General features: G+C 41.3%; 14 protein-coding genes, 1 tRNA gene and 1 pseudogene. 9 read left to right on the top strand and 7 right to left on the bottom strand.

Features of this window, described 5'->3' with window-relative positions:
• Positions 1 to 103 precede the first annotated feature (103 nt).
• Positions 104 to 343, top strand: a pseudogene (locus ACYRY3_RS13655) (ATP-binding protein); the annotation flags it as partial.
• 55 nt (positions 344 to 398) lie between these two features.
• Here ACYRY3_RS13655 and ACYRY3_RS13650 read toward each other — a convergent pair.
• Positions 399 to 1,175: an HIRAN domain-containing protein gene (locus ACYRY3_RS13650; RefSeq protein WP_460202191.1), complete on the bottom strand. Its 777-nt coding sequence runs from the start codon at positions 1,173 to 1,175 to the stop codon at positions 399 to 401.
• A 250-nt stretch (positions 1,176 to 1,425) separates the two neighbouring features.
• Positions 1,426 to 1,498 (bottom strand) — tRNA-Val (locus tag ACYRY3_RS13645).
• A gap of 101 nt (positions 1,499 to 1,599) precedes the next feature.
• Between ACYRY3_RS13645 and ACYRY3_RS13640 the strand changes: the two genes are divergently transcribed.
• The 3 genes from ACYRY3_RS13640 (at position 1,600) to ACYRY3_RS13630 (ending at position 4,155) form a co-directional block, all read left to right on the top strand.
• On the top strand, positions 1,600 to 2,247 hold the full coding sequence (locus ACYRY3_RS13640) for a metal-binding protein (protein WP_460202190.1): 648 nt from the start codon (positions 1,600 to 1,602) through the stop codon (positions 2,245 to 2,247).
• Positions 2,248 to 2,271: 24 nt separating this feature from the next.
• Positions 2,272 to 3,084 (top strand): nucleoside triphosphate pyrophosphohydrolase, encoded by an 813-nt coding sequence (gene mazG / locus ACYRY3_RS13635; protein WP_460202189.1) that lies wholly within the window; start codon positions 2,272 to 2,274, stop codon positions 3,082 to 3,084.
• Positions 3,085 to 3,693: 609 nt separating this feature from the next.
• Positions 3,694 to 4,155, top strand: coding sequence for a hypothetical protein (locus tag ACYRY3_RS13630; protein WP_460202188.1), 462 nt, complete (start codon positions 3,694 to 3,696; stop codon positions 4,153 to 4,155).
• Between the two features lie 105 nt (positions 4,156 to 4,260).
• Here the strand turns inward: ACYRY3_RS13630 and ACYRY3_RS13625 are convergent, their stop codons facing one another.
• Positions 4,261 to 6,246 carry an AAA-like domain-containing protein gene (locus ACYRY3_RS13625; RefSeq protein WP_460202187.1) on the bottom strand — a complete coding sequence of 662 codons (1,986 nt, stop codon included), beginning with the start codon at positions 6,244 to 6,246 and terminating at the stop codon, positions 4,261 to 4,263.
• Between the two features lie 531 nt (positions 6,247 to 6,777).
• Here ACYRY3_RS13625 and ACYRY3_RS13620 point away from each other — a divergent pair.
• From ACYRY3_RS13620 to ACYRY3_RS13600, 5 genes are all read left to right on the top strand, one after another.
• Positions 6,778 to 8,787, top strand: a complete 2,010-nt coding sequence (locus ACYRY3_RS13620) for a PAS domain-containing protein (protein ID WP_460202186.1) — start codon at positions 6,778 to 6,780, stop codon at positions 8,785 to 8,787.
• Between the two features lie 173 nt (positions 8,788 to 8,960).
• Positions 8,961 to 9,560, top strand: coding sequence for a cytochrome b/b6 domain-containing protein (locus ACYRY3_RS13615; protein ID WP_460202185.1), 600 nt, complete (start codon positions 8,961 to 8,963; stop codon positions 9,558 to 9,560).
• A gap of 78 nt (positions 9,561 to 9,638) precedes the next feature.
• Positions 9,639 to 10,118, top strand: a complete 480-nt coding sequence (gene infC, locus ACYRY3_RS13610) for a translation initiation factor IF-3 (RefSeq protein WP_460202184.1) — start codon at positions 9,639 to 9,641, stop codon at positions 10,116 to 10,118.
• 452 nt (positions 10,119 to 10,570) lie between these two features.
• Positions 10,571 to 13,561, top strand: coding sequence for an MFS transporter (locus ACYRY3_RS13605; protein ID WP_460202183.1), 2,991 nt, complete (start codon positions 10,571 to 10,573; stop codon positions 13,559 to 13,561).
• Between the two features lie 12 nt (positions 13,562 to 13,573).
• Positions 13,574 to 14,014, top strand: a complete 441-nt coding sequence (locus ACYRY3_RS13600) for a Crp/Fnr family transcriptional regulator (protein ID WP_460202182.1) — start codon at positions 13,574 to 13,576, stop codon at positions 14,012 to 14,014.
• A 65-nt stretch (positions 14,015 to 14,079) separates the two neighbouring features.
• Here ACYRY3_RS13600 and ACYRY3_RS13595 read toward each other — a convergent pair whose 3' ends face one another.
• The 4 genes from ACYRY3_RS13595 to opcA form a co-directional block, all read right to left on the bottom strand.
• Positions 14,080 to 14,850 carry a Uma2 family endonuclease gene (locus tag ACYRY3_RS13595; protein ID WP_460202181.1) on the bottom strand — a complete coding sequence of 257 codons (771 nt, stop codon included), beginning with the start codon at positions 14,848 to 14,850 and terminating at the stop codon, positions 14,080 to 14,082.
• Between the two features lie 77 nt (positions 14,851 to 14,927).
• Entirely contained in the window at positions 14,928 to 15,278 is a 351-nt protein-coding gene (locus tag ACYRY3_RS13590) for a hypothetical protein (protein ID WP_460202180.1), read from the bottom strand.
• Positions 15,279 to 15,309: 31 nt separating this feature from the next.
• Complete coding sequence (locus ACYRY3_RS13585; protein WP_460202179.1) at positions 15,310 to 16,761, bottom strand: cobyrinate a,c-diamide synthase; 1,452 nt, start codon at positions 16,759 to 16,761, stop codon at positions 15,310 to 15,312.
• 111 nt (positions 16,762 to 16,872) lie between these two features.
• Entirely contained in the window at positions 16,873 to 18,249 is a 1,377-nt protein-coding gene (gene opcA, locus ACYRY3_RS13580; protein ID WP_460202178.1) for a glucose-6-phosphate dehydrogenase assembly protein OpcA, read from the bottom strand.
• Between the last annotated feature and the right edge of the window lie 16 nt (positions 18,250 to 18,265).

The following is an 18,265-nucleotide window of genomic DNA, read 5'->3' as shown; positions in this document are numbered from 1 at the left end:
GGGTTGAGGAACGAAACCCAACATTTACCCATGCCACTGCTGTTTGGTCAGGTTTCAGCTAACTTTGCAGGAACCTATGAAGCTTTCATCAACTGTATTCATAGTTAATTCTCAAGCTCAAATTCAGGTGAGGGATACAGGTAGAGGAATTTCCCCAGATTTTTTACCCTATGTGTTTGATTATTTTCGTCAGAGTGATAGTTCTGCAACTCGGCAATTTGGTGGTCTAGGCTTGGGGCTGGCAATTGTTCGTAAAGTGGTAGAATTACACGGGGGTACAGTGCGTGCCGAAAGCCCAGGAGAAGGTCTTGGTGCAACCTTCACTGTTCAAATACCACTATTGATAAAAGGATAGAACAATTGGGAGACGACGGGCTTTCATCTTTGAAATCGCAATTTTACTGATGATTAGTAGTAGCAGTGTCAGTTTCTAGGTTGTCAGTTACAATCGGCTGATAATTAAAACTAGAAAATGGGCGAAAATCATCATGCCATTCAGCAGTCAAGTTACATAACAAACGAAACTGAAGCGGTGTTGGAGCAGGATTAACGCGCTCAACCTGCACGTGTATAAGTTTTGGATTGTGTCGCAGCAATTTCAAAGCATCGCTTGCAATGTAACGGGGGCAATAGCCCAAGATGTAATGATCCTCTGTGTGTAGAGTTAATGCATTGGAATCATAGGAATTTTGAGCTTCATGAGCCAACCACAACACATCTCTAGGTTTTAAGCTACTGATGCGTTCAATTGAGTAAGGTGGGAGGTGCCGCAGTCCGTGTACAAAGAAGTGAATATGATATAAGCCATTCTCATCAGGTTCAGGATAGGGAAAAACTTCATAATGATCCGTTACCTTTTGCCCTCCGCTGCGAGAAAGAATAGCAATTGGATCGTCTGAGTTTTGAGGAATATTTAACCACTGAACAAAATCCTTGTATTCTGGACGAGAACGCCGCATTAATCGATTAGAAAACAAGGGGAACACTTCTACAGATGTATACACCTTGTAAAAATTTGGGAATGAAAACATTGGTTGAAACCCAGATTTAGACTGAGCTTCTAATGCACCACCAGTATAAACAAATTGATACTTCTCCCCATCAAATGTTAACCGACCGATAGGGAACCAAGCGCGGCTATTTGGATCTTGCCAAGCTAAAAATAGTGTTTTCATGGTTTGTTCCGCAGCTTTAACAGCCTACGTTTATTAATTTCCAATATTTTCTGTGCAAACTCAATTGCTGGTTGTGAGATTCTTTCTGTAGGGATACGTTGAAAGAGTTCTAACATCACGCTCGTCACCTCGGAAAAGCTGCTTTTGGAAAAATGATTCCATGCTTTCCGAGACAATAAACACCTCTCAAGATTAGATTTCCCAAGATTTGGTTGTAATCTGGGAACCTACGGAACTATAATCATTTAGATGGGCAGTACAGGACTCGAACCTGTGACATCCTGCTTGTAAGGCAGGCGCTCTACCAACTGAGCTAACCGCCCGATGCGTTTTTCACTCACAAGAATTAATGTTAGCACATAGATTTTGAAAACGCGATAGTATTTTTGAGAAAATTTTTTTTGCTTTCGCAATCCTCATTTTTATGCCCTCTGGTCGGACTCACGATCGCATTACTCTATGGGCTTTGCCGTTTGTGACTGGGGTTGCTTTCTGGCAAACCCAGAATGGCAACCTCACTCTACTGGTTGCTAGTGGGTTTCTGTTTGGAGGGCTGATGTTCGGTCCAGACTTAGATATTTACTCACGGCACTACCAACGCTGGGGCTTTTTCCGCTTTATTTGGTTACCTTATCAAAAAAGCTTGCGTCATCGGTCTTTCTTATCTCACGGTCCCATCATTGGTACAACACTCCGAGTCATCTACCTCAGCACCTTAGTAGGTCTTTTGGCAATTGTCATTTTTTTTATTGCTGAAAAGTTATGGAGAGTAGAGTTAGGTTGGCAAACTTTGGGTCAAACTGCTGTAAAAGCGTTTCTCCAATACAGCACAGAACTTCTGGCGTTATTTTTAGGGCTGGAACTGGGTGCAATGAGCCATTCTCTGAGTGATTGGAGTGGTTCAGCATATAAGCGTTTTCAAAAGCAGGGAGTTCGCGGATTACTACCACATGGGAAAATAAAGAAAAGTAAAGTGAAAAGTCGCAGTAATCATCGAGCCAAAGGGGCAAAGGTGAAGCCCTTAAGCAGGGGAAGTCAGAAGAGACAAGGAAAAGAAACTGATAATCACTAACTACTAACCACTAACTCTTAACCTATGAAAAATGCTGAAACATTAGCGGCGATGCAAGAATTGATTGATGTGGTGGCAAAATTGCGCTCGCCAGATGGCGGTTGTCCTTGGGACTTAGAGCAAACCCCCCAAACATTGACACCATATGTCATAGAAGAAGCATATGAAGTGGTAGACGCCATCAACAGTGGAGATAAGAGTGCGATCGCGGAAGAATTGGGCGACCTACTTTTACAAGTCGTCTTGCAAGCCCAAATTGCTAACGAGTACGGACAATTTTCCTTAAAGGAAGTAGCTGAAGGCATTTCACAAAAACTTATTCGTCGCCACCCTCATGTCTTTGGCGATATACAGGGTAAGAGCATTGATGAGGTAAGGCAAAACTGGGAAAAAATCAAAGCAGAGGAAAAAGGAAAACCATACCCAGACAGTCAAAAACTCAGTCATAAACTCACAGGCTATACCCGTAAGCTTCCCCCATTAATGGCAACCATGAAAATTTCCCAAAAAGCGGCTGCAATAGGATTTGAGTGGGAAAACATTAATGGGGTTTGGGACAAGTTTCATGAGGAGTTAGAGGAATTCAAAGAAGCTGTAGCCCACGAAACACCAGAAAGACAACAAGCTGAATTAGGGGATTTACTATTTTCCGTTGTTCAGCTTGCTCGTTGGTACAATCTTGATCCAAGTGAAGCTTTACAGGGTACGAATAAACGATTCATCCAGCGTATGGAAAAAATGGAGTCTGTTGCGAGTCGTCCTCTTTCTGATTACACGTTGGAAGAGTTAGAAACCTTATGGCAACAAGCTAAAGCCCAACTAGCAAAAGAGCAATAGTCAGCTGTAAAACTTTTAACTCTCATTTCACCAACAATTTATTTCTTGTGGCTTGGGTACCCCTGCTCAAGCCCACACTACTCCTTTTCTACTCTAAAATTACTGATTTTTGTAGATTTTTGTAGCTAGGCCTATGGCGCACCTTCGCTACTCGAGGGCTATACCCTAAAGTTCCGGAACTAAAAACTGGAGTTTATGTTGACGTAAAGCCCGACCTAATAATTTAAAAAACTTTGTTGATATAAAACCTTTCTGTGAAGGGACAAGTAGAATTTTTAAATTTGTCAGGCATCACCGTAAATTTACTTAAGTATTTTTTCTATATCGAATAAAACTTGTTATGGTTTTTAAATTCAATTACTTACGCTTTATATTGAATTTATAAAATTTATGGCACAATTACGTCAGTACAAATGAAAGGAAAAATATAATATTTTTATACTACAATCCTGACTTTCAAATTTATTCTAAAATCTAGAATTTTATAAGGAAAAGAATGATGAAACTGATTCAAAAACTGAGAGCATTGACGGAACTTAATGTATCCTTAAAAAAAGAAAACCCTCAAGCCACTTCATCAAAAGCTTTTACCATAAACTTTTCAGGTCAGTGACAGGATACGGACTGGATGTTTTAGGTAATCAATTTTACGGAAGCTTAAAAATTCCCCTGACTTTACAAGAACTTTACGATAAAAGTCGGTTTCACAGTATTCTGGAAACCGTAAATATTACTACTAGTGAAGGAATAATTTTACCTGTTGATGTTCGATTGTCTATCTTTAATAGCATGAATAACTATAGCTATAGTTTATTGATATCTAGTGGTGTGAGTGGGCTTTCTGCTTACTATGATATTAAAGAAAAAAAGGATATTGGTAAAGATTTTAAGATTCCTGCTTGGAAAGTACAAGGATATAATTTGTCTGTCATGGGTTTTGATTCCATGTCAGGTCATTTACTAGAATCTGTCATTAACTTTCACAATCTCTCAATACAAGTTCAACAAAAGAGGGAATTTCCAGTTTCTAAATCGTTTAAATTTGGTGGCATAAAAGTAGCAAGTGTGTGAAATACTTCGTTGGGTTTCGTTCCAAATGAGGCGAAGAAAAGGCAGAGGGCAATGTTGTGTTGGGTTTCGTTCCTCAACCCAACCTACGAACACTCTTCCACCTACTTAATTAAAAACAACCCGATCGCGTCCTCTTCTTTTTGCTTGAGTGAGTGCTTTTTCCGCAGTCATTAATAATGTAAGAGGCTCAGTATCAGCTTCTGGAATAATGCTTGCAACACCCAAACTTACAGTTAAAACATTAGCAGGAAGACCGCCGATATTAGGATAATCGCAAGGAATTTCTAATGCTTTCACTTGTGCTCGAATGTTTTCTGCAATCTCTAAAGCACGAGCAGCATCTGTTGGTATAAGAATCACAAATTCCTCGCCCCCATAACGAGCCACTAATACCGAATTCCCATCATGTGAATTTTTACTTTGGGAAGCATCTGAAATACTATTTGTCACAGCGTTAGCACTGACAATGCTATTTTGACTTAAGGAATGTTTCACGCAGTTGTGGATAACTTGAGCAATTTGCCGCAAACACTCATCCCCCAAGGTATTTCCGTAGGTTTTGTTATAAATTTTAAAGTAGTCAATGTCACACAAAATGATTGATAGGGGTGTGCGTTTGCTAACAGCTTTTTGCCACTCTATCTGGAGATGCGTGTTAAAGGCACGGCGACTTACTAGCTGAGTAAGTTCATCTAATCCAGAGAGGACGCGTAACTGCTCGTTCTCTTTTTCTAATTGTTGCATGCGGGGATCGCGATCGCCTTCTACGTTGAGCCGATTCCTAAAATACAAGCGATACAACTCACATGATGGGGTACAGCGCTCGCCTTGTATGCTTACCAAACCCATAGAATGTAATTTATATGCGACTACTGGCTCTAATTTCAAGGGATTTGTAGAACAAACAACTTCACGGAAAGCGTCTCCTAATTGGGGTTCCTCCCGGAGAATCAATAAACATTGCCTTAAATACTCGTTATAAATTCCTGCTTCCGTAGGTGCTTGTTGCAATAGCTGTCCTAAATTGCGTTCTACCCCACCCTTACCCACAAGGTGATACAAAGCCAGCCTGACTAGATATGGATGTCCCCCCACCATTGCCATCAATCTCTCAGCCTCAGAACCATGAGTCCAATCCAAGCCGTGGCGTTGTGCCAAATCCTGAACCTGTTCTTTTGTAAATTCCGGTAATTCTATCGGTAAACCAATATTAAATGGTGAGTGAGTCATCTTGAAGGGAAAAAAAATTTCCCTTGAGTAAGCCAGAACCAGACGAAGTTTTTGCCATATCTCCACCAGTTTGGCTTGTTCGTACCAAGAACGCAGTAAAGGGAGAAAGTCTTCGGCAATTTCCGGGTACTCAAACACCCAATCCACTTCGTTCAATACCAAAACAACAGGGCTTTTCAGGGCAGGCAACAAATAGTACTGAAAATAGAGAGAACAACAGACTTTACTGCCCATGTCCTCATCCCAATAATCGTTGAGTCTTGGTTCTAATCCCAACTCCCGGCTGACATTAGCGCAGAACCAACGTAAAAATTTATCTAAATTTGTCAAAACTGCCCTATCCGCCTGTTGAAAATCTAAATTAACAGTGCTATAACCAAGGTTTACTGCATGAGCAAGAATCCGTAAAATTAAGGAACTTTTTCCCATTTTTTTGGGAGCTTTGATGCAAGTAACACTTCCTGGTTCTGCTATTTCTGTGTAAGCCAGTTCTTCAATGGGTGGACGCTTAATGTAGAACCTAGAGTTAAGTGATACCAGACCATTAGGAAATTCTAGGGATGCTACTTCACCTTTACGGTTAAGTTCGCGGAGCGTCTGTTGCTGTGCCCTGCTTAGACGGCGAGGTTCCAGAACCTGACGAAAGTTGGATTTATTGATAGGTTCTTTCCAAAAGTCACTTAGTACTTGCCACAAATGAGAAGCTACTTTTCTAACCCTTTCTTCTCCGTAATGTGCCTCAACTGCTATACTGGTATAAGTTTTTCCTTCCCAAGAAGAGCGTAACACTATCTCTTGGAGTGGAGTTAAGGAGTTCGGAACGTTTGCCTTTAGTAATAATACCACTTCATCTATAGTCATTAGTCATTCGACCCGACTTGTGTACGTGAGATTTCCCCAAAAATTTTTCCTGTAAAAGTTTAATTGGTAAGGATTGGTTCCAATGTAGCCTCCGTTGTATGGAATAGAGCCAGTTTTTTGTGAAAAAGCTACAAAAAAATATTGACAATTCTGTAAAAATGTGAACCAATTATCCAGACTTGATTGTAGCTTTTTTAAACTATCCTATACAAAATCTTAACCTCTGTTTTTTGTAACTTTATATACATTGATTCTTGCCATTTTGCGATAACAACAGGACAAAATGTAGTCAATTTTTACTTGAAAGGGGTATTTTTGCCCAAAAGACAGGTTACATTATTCTGTTTACCTTTTTCTCAATTAACCCGAAATTGTTAGTAGGGATTAACGTATCTCGCAGTCAGTTACAGGGAAGTTAACAATTTAGTCATACTTTAGTACTTTTCATTTCAGCACCTTTCATGTATGTAACTTCAGGGTGCTAAGGCAGCTATTAAGCTATAGGCTATCTTCCTTATTGGATCACCAGCTATGTATATAGAAGGACTAGCTACCCATCACAGGGAAGCTCTACTCTCATCACAAAGCGCCCAAGCGTTTGCTAAGCAGGAGCAACAGCAAACAAGCCAAGCTTTCATAGAACTCTGCCAACGCTCACTTTTCAGTTTGCAAACAGCATTAGCAGTCTCTGGCTTGGGTTTGTGGGATTGGAATTTGGTGACTGACACAACCTATTACGATCCGCAGTGGAAGCAAATTTTGGGGTATGAAGTAGAAGAAATAGACAATAACCATCAATCTTTTGAGCGACTTGTACACCCAGAGGACTTACCCAGGGTGATGGCAGTCTTAAACGACTACTTGGAAGGTCGTAAACCAGTCTATGAAGCCGAATTTAGAATGTTAGCTAAATCCGGTGAGTGGAAATGGATTTTAGACCGAGGCTGCGTATTTCATTGGGATAAATCCGGTAAGCCAGTGCAGATGGTGGGAATTCACCAAGACATTACCGGGCAAAAACGGCAAGAACAAGTTTTGCAGCAGATGACAAAGCGAGAACGGTTGCTTAATAACATCCGCAAGAGCATCCATTCTGGTTCTCCACTACAGCTGATACTTGAAACAGTAGCAAAGGAAGTGCGGCAGTTTTTAGAAACTGACCGAATAGTGATTTATCGCTTTCACTCCGATAGCAACGATATGATGAGTGTTGAGTCAGTTAAGGAACAACACCAACATGATTCAGCCACCCAACTTGAAACCAAAGCCAGTCTTGTTTTTCCCATCTCTCTCAAATTAGAAGAGCATGAGAATAAAATATCCTCAATTCCATATCTCTACAGGCAGGTGATAGACCAAGAAAAAGAAGTCCTTGGCTGCTGTTGTCAGACAAACCAAAGCCCCAACCCATATCAACTATGGGGAGTGCTCATGGTCTATGACTGTTGCAGTAACCGTCAGTGGCAGGACTGGGAAATTGAACCCCTCAAACAAGTTAGTATTGAAATTGCGATCGCCATCCAGCAATGCCAACTTTTTGAACAAGTCCAAAGAGAAATTGCCACAAGGCTTTTTGTCGAAGCTCAAGAACAGAAAAAAACACAGCAGTTAGAAGAAATCCAAGACGAAATCAGAAATTACCAAGAACAGTTATTGCAGAATGAGAAAATGGCTAATCTCGGTCATCTTCTGGCAGATGTGGCTGGTGAAATTCATAATCCCATTAACTTTATCAACGCCTCCCTCCACCCCGCCAGTCACTATGCTGAGGAATTAATCCAGCTGCTAGAACTATATCAAAAGAACTATCCAAACCCCACAGCAAAAATCACTTCACAGCTTCAAAGCTTCAATTTTGATTTTGTGAAGATAGACTTTTTAAAATTGCTGTGGTCAATACGGGCGAGTTGCGACCGCGTTAAAGAACTTGTCTTTGCCTTGTGGAATTTTTCCCGGTGTGAAGATGGTCAAATGTCAAAGGCTGACATACACACAGGGCTTGATAGCGTTCTCAAGATTTTACAACATCGTCTTAAGGGACAGTCTGACAGACCTAGGATTCAAGTCATTAAAGAATTTGGGGAATTACCACTCGTCAATTGTTATCCTAGCGAGATTAACCAGGTATTCATGAATATATTAAATAATGCCATTGATGCCTTGGAAGAAAGGATGGAGCATGATGATTCCATAATTCCCAAGATTTGGATTCGCACAGAAGTTGTTAAAAGCCATTTGTCATTAGTTGGTAGTCATGATAGCCCGCCATCTAAACAACGCAAAATTCTCATTCGCATCTCCGATAATGGCAACGGTATTCTTCCCCATATTAAAAAGCACATTTTTGAACCCTTTTTTACCACTAAAACAGAGGAAACAGCGAAGGGTCTGGGGCTATCAATTAGCCACAAAATTATTGTCGAGAAACATCAAGGGAAACTGAGGTGTCACTCGCAATTAGGGAAAGGGACAGAGTTTGCGATCGAATTAATTACTAAAACCACAAGTTATGCCGACATTATACAACACGCGAATTTTTAGACTGAGTTATTGAATTTATACTTTTAATTATTCAAGCTTGGTAGCAAGAGAGCAAATTCGGAGTGGGGTTTAAACCTGCTCCTTTTTTTTGTAACATAGAAAACAACAGTACAAAAAGACTGTTCGCGTAGCGTCTCCTCTGGACTTTTACAGCTAAACCTCAGCTAATTGGTATGAATTCTACCATTCCCCCCAAACCTCGAAAGCTACCAACTCAAGCAATAGGAGCAAAGATTTTTCACTGGGTTAATATCGTCAGCCTGTTGATCATGCTTACCAGTGGGCTGCAAATTTACAATGCCAATCCCGTGTTTGGCGGACGGGCTGGTTGGCATATTCCCCCTTTATTTACACTAGGAGGTTGGCTTGCAGGGGGTAGACATTGGCATTTTGCGGCCATGTGGATCTTCTCGCTAAATCTGTTGTGGTATGGAATCTACTTTTTACTAACACGGCGCTGGCAACATCGTTTTGTTGGAGTTAATGACCTCAAGGCATTGCAAAAAAGTAAAAACTCCAAACGTTTAATCTATGCTTTTCATCGTCTTGTTTATACAGCTATTATTCCTATTTTGCTTTTAGCATTATTCACGGGCATAGGAATGTATAAACCCGCTCAGTTTTATTGGATTGTAGATATATTTGGCAGTTGGGAAGCCCTCAGGATCGTTCACTTTTCCTCTGTACCCATATTTATTTTATTTGCAGTCATTCACTGGTTACTGGGACGAGAAGCTGGCGGTTCAGAGTTGACAGAATCTATGTTTTGGTGAACGAGTTCTTGTTAAAAAACGCAGAGAAAAAGTAGAGGAAGAGGGAATGAGATAGATAAGGATAACGAGCAATAACAAATGACAATCCCGAAGATTCGGGTTATTGACACTGATGGTGCCCAGTTGGGAATTTTAACCCCACAGGAAGCACTACAACTAGCGGAGGAGAAAGAACTTGACCTCGTGCTGCTGAGCGATAAGGCTGACCCTCCTGTTTGTCGAATCATGGACTACGGGAAATACAAGTTTGAGCAAGAGAAGAAGGCGCGGGAGGCTCGGAAAAAGCAGCACACAGCGGACGTCAAAGAAGTTAAGATGCGTTACAAAATCGAAGAACATGACTATAACGTGCGCGTCAAGCAAGCAGAGCGTTTTCTGAAAGATGGTGATAAAGTCAAAGCAACCGTAATGTTCCGAGGTCGAGAAATCCAACATAGTGATATGGCAGAAGAGTTGCTCAAGCGAATGGCAACGGATCTTGACTCAGTGGGTGAAGTACAGCAAGCGCCCAAGAAAGAAGGGCGAAATATGATGATGCTCATATCCCCTAAGAAATAACCCAGTCGATTTTAAATATTAGAGCGGTCAGCTATTACTAAGAACTCCGATTGGCTGTTTGTTTCTGCCAGTCGCAAGTTTGGGATTTCAGAGGTCAGCGAAAAGTTGATAACTGATAGCTGACCGCTTATTTTTTTATTTATCTAATATACAAATTCAAAATCTGCTGATAGTCCTGAGCCCTGAGTGGGAAAACTATACTCAGTTGCTCAGGACTTTTTTTGCTATGTTGACTGTCATTTGTCCTTGGTCACTTGTCCTTGGTCATTGGTCAATTGTCAGGTACAAAGGCAATACGGTTCGGTTAAAGATTGTTTGTTTGAATGGAAAAAACGTATAGCCCGTAAATTTACGGTCTATACAAAGGTGGTTATTGGTAGATAAATTATCCTATCTGAACCTATTGGGTACAAAAAACCAAGAACAAATGGCTACTCCAACAAGTAAAATGCATGGAACTGAAAAATCAATGGCTGACTCCAAATAAAAACGTTTTATCAAGACTTCTACACTGGGTGAATCTCCGACCAGAAGAGAGCGATCGCACCTGGCTTATGTTTGCTTTTTATACAGCTACTTCAGTAGGATTGCGCTGGTCTGAAGATAGTACAGTAGCTTTATTTTTAGATAAATATGGAGCACACTACCTGCCTTGGATTTATATTGCCAGTGCAGTCAATGGAACCCTATTAGTGTATTTGTACTCTTGGCTGCAACAAATTTTCCCATTGCGCCAGGTCATAGTAGCGATCGCACCTTGTATGTTTGTGCCACTGGTTGTGTTCAACTGGGGAATGCAAATTTCATATTTGGGAGTCATCACTATATTTTTGCTAAGGCTTTGGGTAGACGCATTCTATGTGGTTAACGAGCTCAACACCTCAATAGCAGCCAATCAACTATTTAATATTAGGGAGATTAAACGTGCGTACCCACTTGTTAGTAGTGGCATTTTAGTAGCTGATGTCATTAGTGGCTTTAGTTTGCCTTTTTTATTAATTTTTGTAGGATTAGATAACGTGATCGTGCCCTTTGCTGGTGTATTTATTGCACTAGGGGCGCTTATTCTCTGGCATTTGAGTAGAAACTATCAACAAGTTTTTCCCGATGCTCCAGTAAGAGAAATTCCAGAGGTTCGTCACTCTCAAGGGCGTCGGCTTTCAGGCCCACTCAAGCAATATGCTTTACTACTGTTTGGGTTTTTTGCCCTGCTGCATATTATTGGGGTGTTAGTAGATTTTCAGTATCTCACTCAGTTAGAATCCAACTTTAAGGGTAAAGAAATCGCCAGTTTCCTGGGTGTCTTGGGTGGTATTACTGGAATATGCGAACTGGTCATGCAATTATTTATTTCCAGCAGAGTTCTCGAGCGTTTTGGGGTCTTTTTTAGCGCTGCTACTCTACCGTTAAGTGTAGGCATTCTCATGCCAATCGCGATCGCTCTGCTGAATTTCATGCCAGGGAGCGAATCACAAAAATTTTTATGGGGTTTAGTCATTCTGAAATTTTCAGATGAGCTTCTGCGCTATACCTTGGTTACCAGCAGCGGACCATTGTTATTCCAACCCATTCCAGACAAAATTCGCAGCTACGTACAGGCATTATCGGGAGGAATCGCAGAAGCCTTTGCATCAGGAATGGGAGGAGCGGTCATTTTAGCCTCCTTCTGGCTTTCGGCATGGCTCATGCCTTTAAGCAAACAAAACTCTATTTTGCTGATAGAAACTGTCATCGTTGCTTTGGTTTGCGTGGGCGTCCTTTTAGTTATGAGATCGCGCTATGTTAACTTGTTAGTTTTAAGTGCGGGGAGGGGTCAACTAAGTGGTGCAGATGTAGATTTGCGTGCATTCAAGCAGGCAGTCATCAAAGCTTTGGGAGAACAAGGTACGGAGGCAGATAAACACTCTTGTATTGAACTTCTATTTCAAATGGATTCGGTTGGGGCAGGGGATATATTAGCGCCCCTCCTTGCCAAATTACCTCCTTCACTACAAATCCACAGTTTAGAAGTGATGCTTGCAGGGGCTGCAAATCCGGCTTACTTGCCAGAAGTTCGCGCTTTATTAGATGCACCCCAAGAAATAGTCACTCCCGAAGTTTTTGCCCTAGCGCTACGTTATGTATGGATGTCAGAAACAAATCCAAATCTTGCTCAACTAGAAGAGTATTTGAAAAACCAACAAAATTTTGTGATTCAAGCAACTGCTGCTGTACTGCTGTTGCGTCATGGTACGCCAATGCAAAAAATTGCCGCAGTACATATCCTACGGCGGATGCTGACTCATAAAAATGAACGCGTGCGAGTCAATGCAGTCAAAGCACTTTCAGAAGCAGTTTATTTACAAGAACTACGGATTTACATTCCAAATTTGTTACAGGATGAATCCTTACGAGTGCGTTGTGCAGTTTTGGAAACGATCGCAGGAACTCATTTGGAAGAGTATTACTCTGCATTAATTGGTGGGCTGCATTACAAGTCAACCAGAAATACGGCAATGCAAGCTCTTGTGCGATTAGAGAATGAAGCCCTACCAAACCTCGTGAGCTTAGCTACCAATATTTACAAACCAGAAATCGTGCGGATGTACGCTTGGCGTACTATTGGTCAAATCCATACTTTGGAAGCAATGGATGCTTTATGGCAGTATTTGGAAACTTCCAAGGGAATAACTAGGCACCATATCCTTCGCACCTTACTAAAAAGAAACCAAAAAGAGGGAATTGTCAGTTTATTAGATAAGTCGCTTGAAAGTAAGGTGAAAAAATTAATTGAGAAAGAATTACGATTCCTGGGTCATATCTATGCTGCTTATATAGATTTTGAAATTCAATTGGAGATGAAAAAATTTCAATGTAATGAAGAATTGAAGATTATTTGTGATTTACTCCAACGCTCAATTATTGAATTAGAGACCGATATTAACGAGCGGTTACTATTACTATTAGAATTACTTTATTCCTCTGAAAAAATTAAAGCGGCAGCATTTAATCTTCGGTCTGAATCCACAAAGAACTGGGCTCGGGGCTTAGAGATTTTAGAGCATACTCTAAAATTACAAAATAAATCTGTATTACTTTACATTTTAGATAAGAGAACGCCAAAAGAGAAACTGCACAAACTTATCGAAAAAGGAATAGTCGAATATCAACCGATGGAATTGGGCGATCGTACCCGCAGTTTAATGCTCCTTAAGGATTCCCTTTCCGATTGGTGCTTGGCGTGCTGTTTGCATATTGCTCGGGTTGCTCGTATAAGGCTCACAAGCGAACAAGTGTTAGAGAGTTTGCGCCATCCTACAGGCTATGTCCGAGAAGCAGCAATTGCATACTTATCTATGGCTTCACACCGCGTTCTTCTGGAACTTATACCTCAGTTAAAAAACGATCCCCACCCTCTTGTTGCTGCTCAAATTAAAAAGTTTATTGCAACCACTAACTACTAACCGCTAACTCCCATGCTAACTAGTATCGATCGTTTATTATTTGTTCGCCGCGTTCCTATTTTTAAGGAATTAAGAGATGATTTTATTGTTCGTTTAGCATCGGTAATGGACGAATTATCTTTCCCAACAAATTACACAATTTTTAGGCAAGGTGAACAAGGACGTTCACTTTATATTGTTGTTTCAGGTCGAGTAAAAGTTCACATAGGTAATCAACAATTAGCCGTTTTTCCTAAAGGAGAATCTTTTGGAGAAATGGCAGTTTTTGATGCTCAACCACGTTCTGCTTCTGCTACAACCCTAGAGCCTTGTGATTGTTTGGAATTGACACAAGAGCAACTTTATGAAGCAATAGAAGAAACTCCCGAAATTGCCGTGAATATTATTGGTGTACTATCACGCCGCATTCGAGAATTAAATGAGAAAATTAACACAATTGTGGAGAAAAATTAGTCTAACTAATAGAAGCTCTTAATTCTGAAAAGCGCAACCCTTTGAACATTGTGAGAGCGATTAGCTCACAAATCACTGGGTAAATTATTCGGGTCGATACCAAGCGATCGCAAATACTGCTCTAATTGTTCTGCTCGTTGTCGTTCCTGTTCTGCTCGTTGTCGTTCCTGTTCTGCTCGTTGTCGTTCCTGTTCTGCTCGTTGTCGTTCCTGTTCTGCTTGTTCTTCTGATGTCAAATAGCGATTACCCCTGGCATCGTACCAAGACAGTAACTCGTGTGGAATGCCACCAATGATGGCTTGGTATCTTCCAATACCTAAACCAACTTCTGGCATCCAGTAAGGTTCTCCAATTTGCAATTGATAATTACCATTGACCAACTTATACACTTCAAAAGGTTGATGTTGGTCGCGTTTCCAATACTCAGGGTTGTAAATTACGTAGTAAAGCACGCCAAGTTTAGCGTAGATATCTAGCTTTTCGTCGTATTCACCACCAGGGCTATGGGAAACTATCTCTAATGTCAAAATCGGTACGACTTGGTTCTCTTCCCAAACAGCGTAACTTCTACGGAATTTTCCATCTTTTCTACGTTCTACTCCTAAACTCAAAAAGCCATCTGGCACCACAGGCACTCTAGGATTGACCCCCGTAGTATGATAAACTCCCATGTCTACACCAAAGAACCAATCCATGCGATTTGCCCAAATCGAGTTTAGTAAAAACAGTAAAACGTTAGGCAAAAAGTTTTGCTCTTCATTATCCACAGGTATATCGTCTGAACAGGGTAGCTCTTCAGTAGAAGGTAACGCTTGTTTGAGATTTGATGACATCATAGTCCGAGTCTCGATAGCGTTTAGTTCTTCTGATTATAAAACTTAATTCAAGATGTTGCTGCTGTCGTAAACTTAAGTCATTCTTTTCCCTTCTCGTTACCGCTTTGCTCTTCCTTAAGATACTCACAGATGCTGCGGATTTGTTTGCTATTTTCGGCTACGAGCTGCATAGTTTCAACGGTAACCGTCATGAGTTCAGCTAAGCGCTCGACACGTTGCTCTAGCTTGCCAAGAGTTGCAGCGTTTTCAAGGGTTTGTCTTTCAAGACGGGTCAGCATTTCATCATGCTTCGCAACCGTTTCAACAGTGCTGGTAGCTATTTGTGCAACCTGTGTCATCAGTGGAGCTAACTGATTTAGCATTTCAGCGTGGGTTGCCAGCATCTTTTCCAATCGCTCAAGTCTGTTTTGCGGTCCGTTCTGTGTCATGCTGCCTCCCCATGTCTTATAAGTTTTTAGCTTAAGCTAAAAGATGGCAAGACTTTAAAAAACGCTGCGGAATCTCTAGATGCTCTCCCCAATGCAAATGAATATACGAGGCGTATAGAGAAGGTAGACTCCATCCTTCGTATCCTGTGGAATCTTGAGAGTCGTAGCGGTAAGTTTGAAATAGTGGTTCATGGGGAGCTGAGGTTAAACGGGAACGATGAAACTCATGACCGCGAACATTTGTACTTGAGGTGACTAAAAAACTATCTTTTAAAGCAACTGCTCGACGATACCCCAAAGTAAGATGCTTGCCCATCACTGCTGTTGTGGGTAATATCCCTACCATTGACCAAGGTTTCCCTTCAAAATCAACAATTTGCTCGCACAAGTACATTAATCCCCCACACTCTGCTATTGTGGGCATTCCAGAAAGAATGGCTGTTTTTACTGTTTCACGGGCGCTGGTATTTTCTGCTAATTGTTGTGCAAAAACTTCTGGAAAGCCTCCTCCAAAATACATTCCGCTGACTCCTTCTGGTAGTTTGGAATCTTCTAGAGGGCTCCAAAAAATCAGTTCTGCACCTAATTTTTCTAGCAAATCAAAATTGTCTTGATAGTAGAAATTGAAGGCGCGATCGCGAGCAATTGCTATTCGGATTTTAGATTTTGAATAGCTGATAAACTCAAAGGAATGCTGATATTTTTTTATTGTATCTGTGTGTATACAAGTATATTTATAGTTGCTATTTTGTTGCTTTAATTTCTGAGTTTTTAACAGCGGTAATAAGTTTTCCCAGTCAAAACAAGAATCCCCTAAGTGAGCGAGGCGATCGATTAAAGCATCCATTTGAGGAAGTTCTGCTGTGGGTACTAAACCTAAATGACGATCTGGAATTGCGATATTATCTTCACGCCGCAGGACTCCAAAAATTGGTAATTGTAAAGGTTCGAGGGCATTTTTGAGAAGGTCGAGGTGGCGATCGCTTCCTACACGATTGAGTACCAATCCGGCAATTTGAATTCTGCTATCAAAGGAACGATAACCGTGGGCTATTGCTGCGACAGAACCAGATAATCGGCTGCAATCAATGACTAACACAACAGGTAAATTCAGCAGCCGTGCTATGTGGGCAGTGCTAGCAAAGTCAGTCATTTGTTCTTTTTCTTTGACAAAGGACTCTTTTCCAATAACTGAGGATGAAATTCCATCAAATAATCCCATGACACCTTCAACTACTGCATATTCACAGAGTTGAGAATGATATAAAAAGCATTCCTCTACATAACTTTCAGAAGTCAATACTGTATCTAAATTACGACAAGGACGACCAGTTACGTACTGATGAAACATGGGGTCAATATAGTCTGGACCTACTTTAAAAGATTGCACCTGAAAACCACGCCGACACAAAGACGCTAAAAAGGTGAGCACGACAGTTGTCTTGCCCACCCCACTTCGTTCTCCTGCAATAATTAAAGACATCGCTAATCGCTAATTGCTAATGGCTTATTGCTTTTTATACCATTAGCCCTACGGATTCACCAGTGCCCTACGAATGTTACCTTTCTACAGGGCTGGATTCACTATTAACTATTAGCCATTAGCCAACTTCAGTATTTGAGCGGTTACAGCAAGGCTTTCTTCAAAAAGTGCCTCACGACCCCAGCGTTGTACTTGCTGACTCAATAAAACCTCTGCCTTTTGCTCGGAAAGAGAAGTCACGTGTTGGAACAAACCTTGACTTTGGGCACCACCCTGTGTTTCTAACCGCATACAGCCACCAGTTTCAGAACAGATGAGTGTACCGCAATTAGCTTGGGCATTAGTAGAACTTAAACGCAAGGCAATGAGATCGCCTGGAATATCACCTGTATCGGCAACTGGAACTCCTGCTAATTCAGCTTGTACTTGCCTTTGCTCTGATGTTAAAAAGCTAACTTTCAAGATGTCGTAATCGCCAGTTTCTTTTTGATAAGAAACAGGACGCCATTGCAACCTGCTTGCCAACCATCCTAAAAACATCAGCGCTTGTACGGAGCTGCCTTTTTCGTAATCAATATTAACTCTATCGACTTCTGGCAAAGCAGCACGACGTTGGGGAGGATCGTAGGCTTCTGCTGTTAACTCCTGCCAACCTGAGAGACGACGCCAGTTAAGGTCAGCCAGAGGTACACCATTTTCTACCAACTCTTGCAAGTTGAGCAAATCATTCTCTGTTTCGTTAAAGTAACAGGAATCTACAATAACGTTGTTACATACAGCCGACAGTCGCTTAAATAAGCTATTGTTCAGGTCTGGTGTTCCCTTCCACCAAAGAAACTTGGGCAAACCACCAATTAACAATGCTGGAATCATCCCGCCTATTCGTTCTAGCGCAGCAGCAGTTCCAGTGAGAGTGATGTACTCACAGCAGACAAGAGTACTTGAAGACTGCTTTTGGATAGGGCAATAGGCAGAAACTTGAGCTTTGACCCCCACGTCTTCACCTGCTACCGGAGACAAGTTAATAATACGGCAAGGGTTGCGGATCGCTATTTCATCTGCAATGGTGGGACTGGAGGAATTCAGACCAGAGGAAGCTTTGTTACCACTACCATCACCAGCTGCACCATTGCTATGGCGTTTGGCAAGTTCTTGCCGCAATACGGCGACGGTTTCATCTGTAGATGTTCCAGTCTCTGCCAGCCCGTGCTGTTTTTGCACTTCCCTCAATGCTGATTGCATCTGAGGTCCAAAAATACCGTCGATAGGACCTTGGTAATAGCCCAGTGTAGCTAATAACAGCTGAGTTTCTTCTGGTTCGTACACTACCAAAGTAAATGTGGTTGCCCTTGTAGCTGCGGGAAGCGTGCCTTCCTCACCGGCTATACCATAACTTTGCCAAATTTGATTGAGTTCCGCTTCAATTTCTGTTAGCGAAACATCTTTGGGGGCTTGGAGTGAAAAGATTGTAGGAGCTTGGGAAGTCATAGTGATTTTGAGTTGT

It is taken from the genome of Scytonema sp. NUACC21 (assembly GCF_054684315.1).
This window is presented reverse-complemented; position numbering and strand designations above follow the sequence as displayed.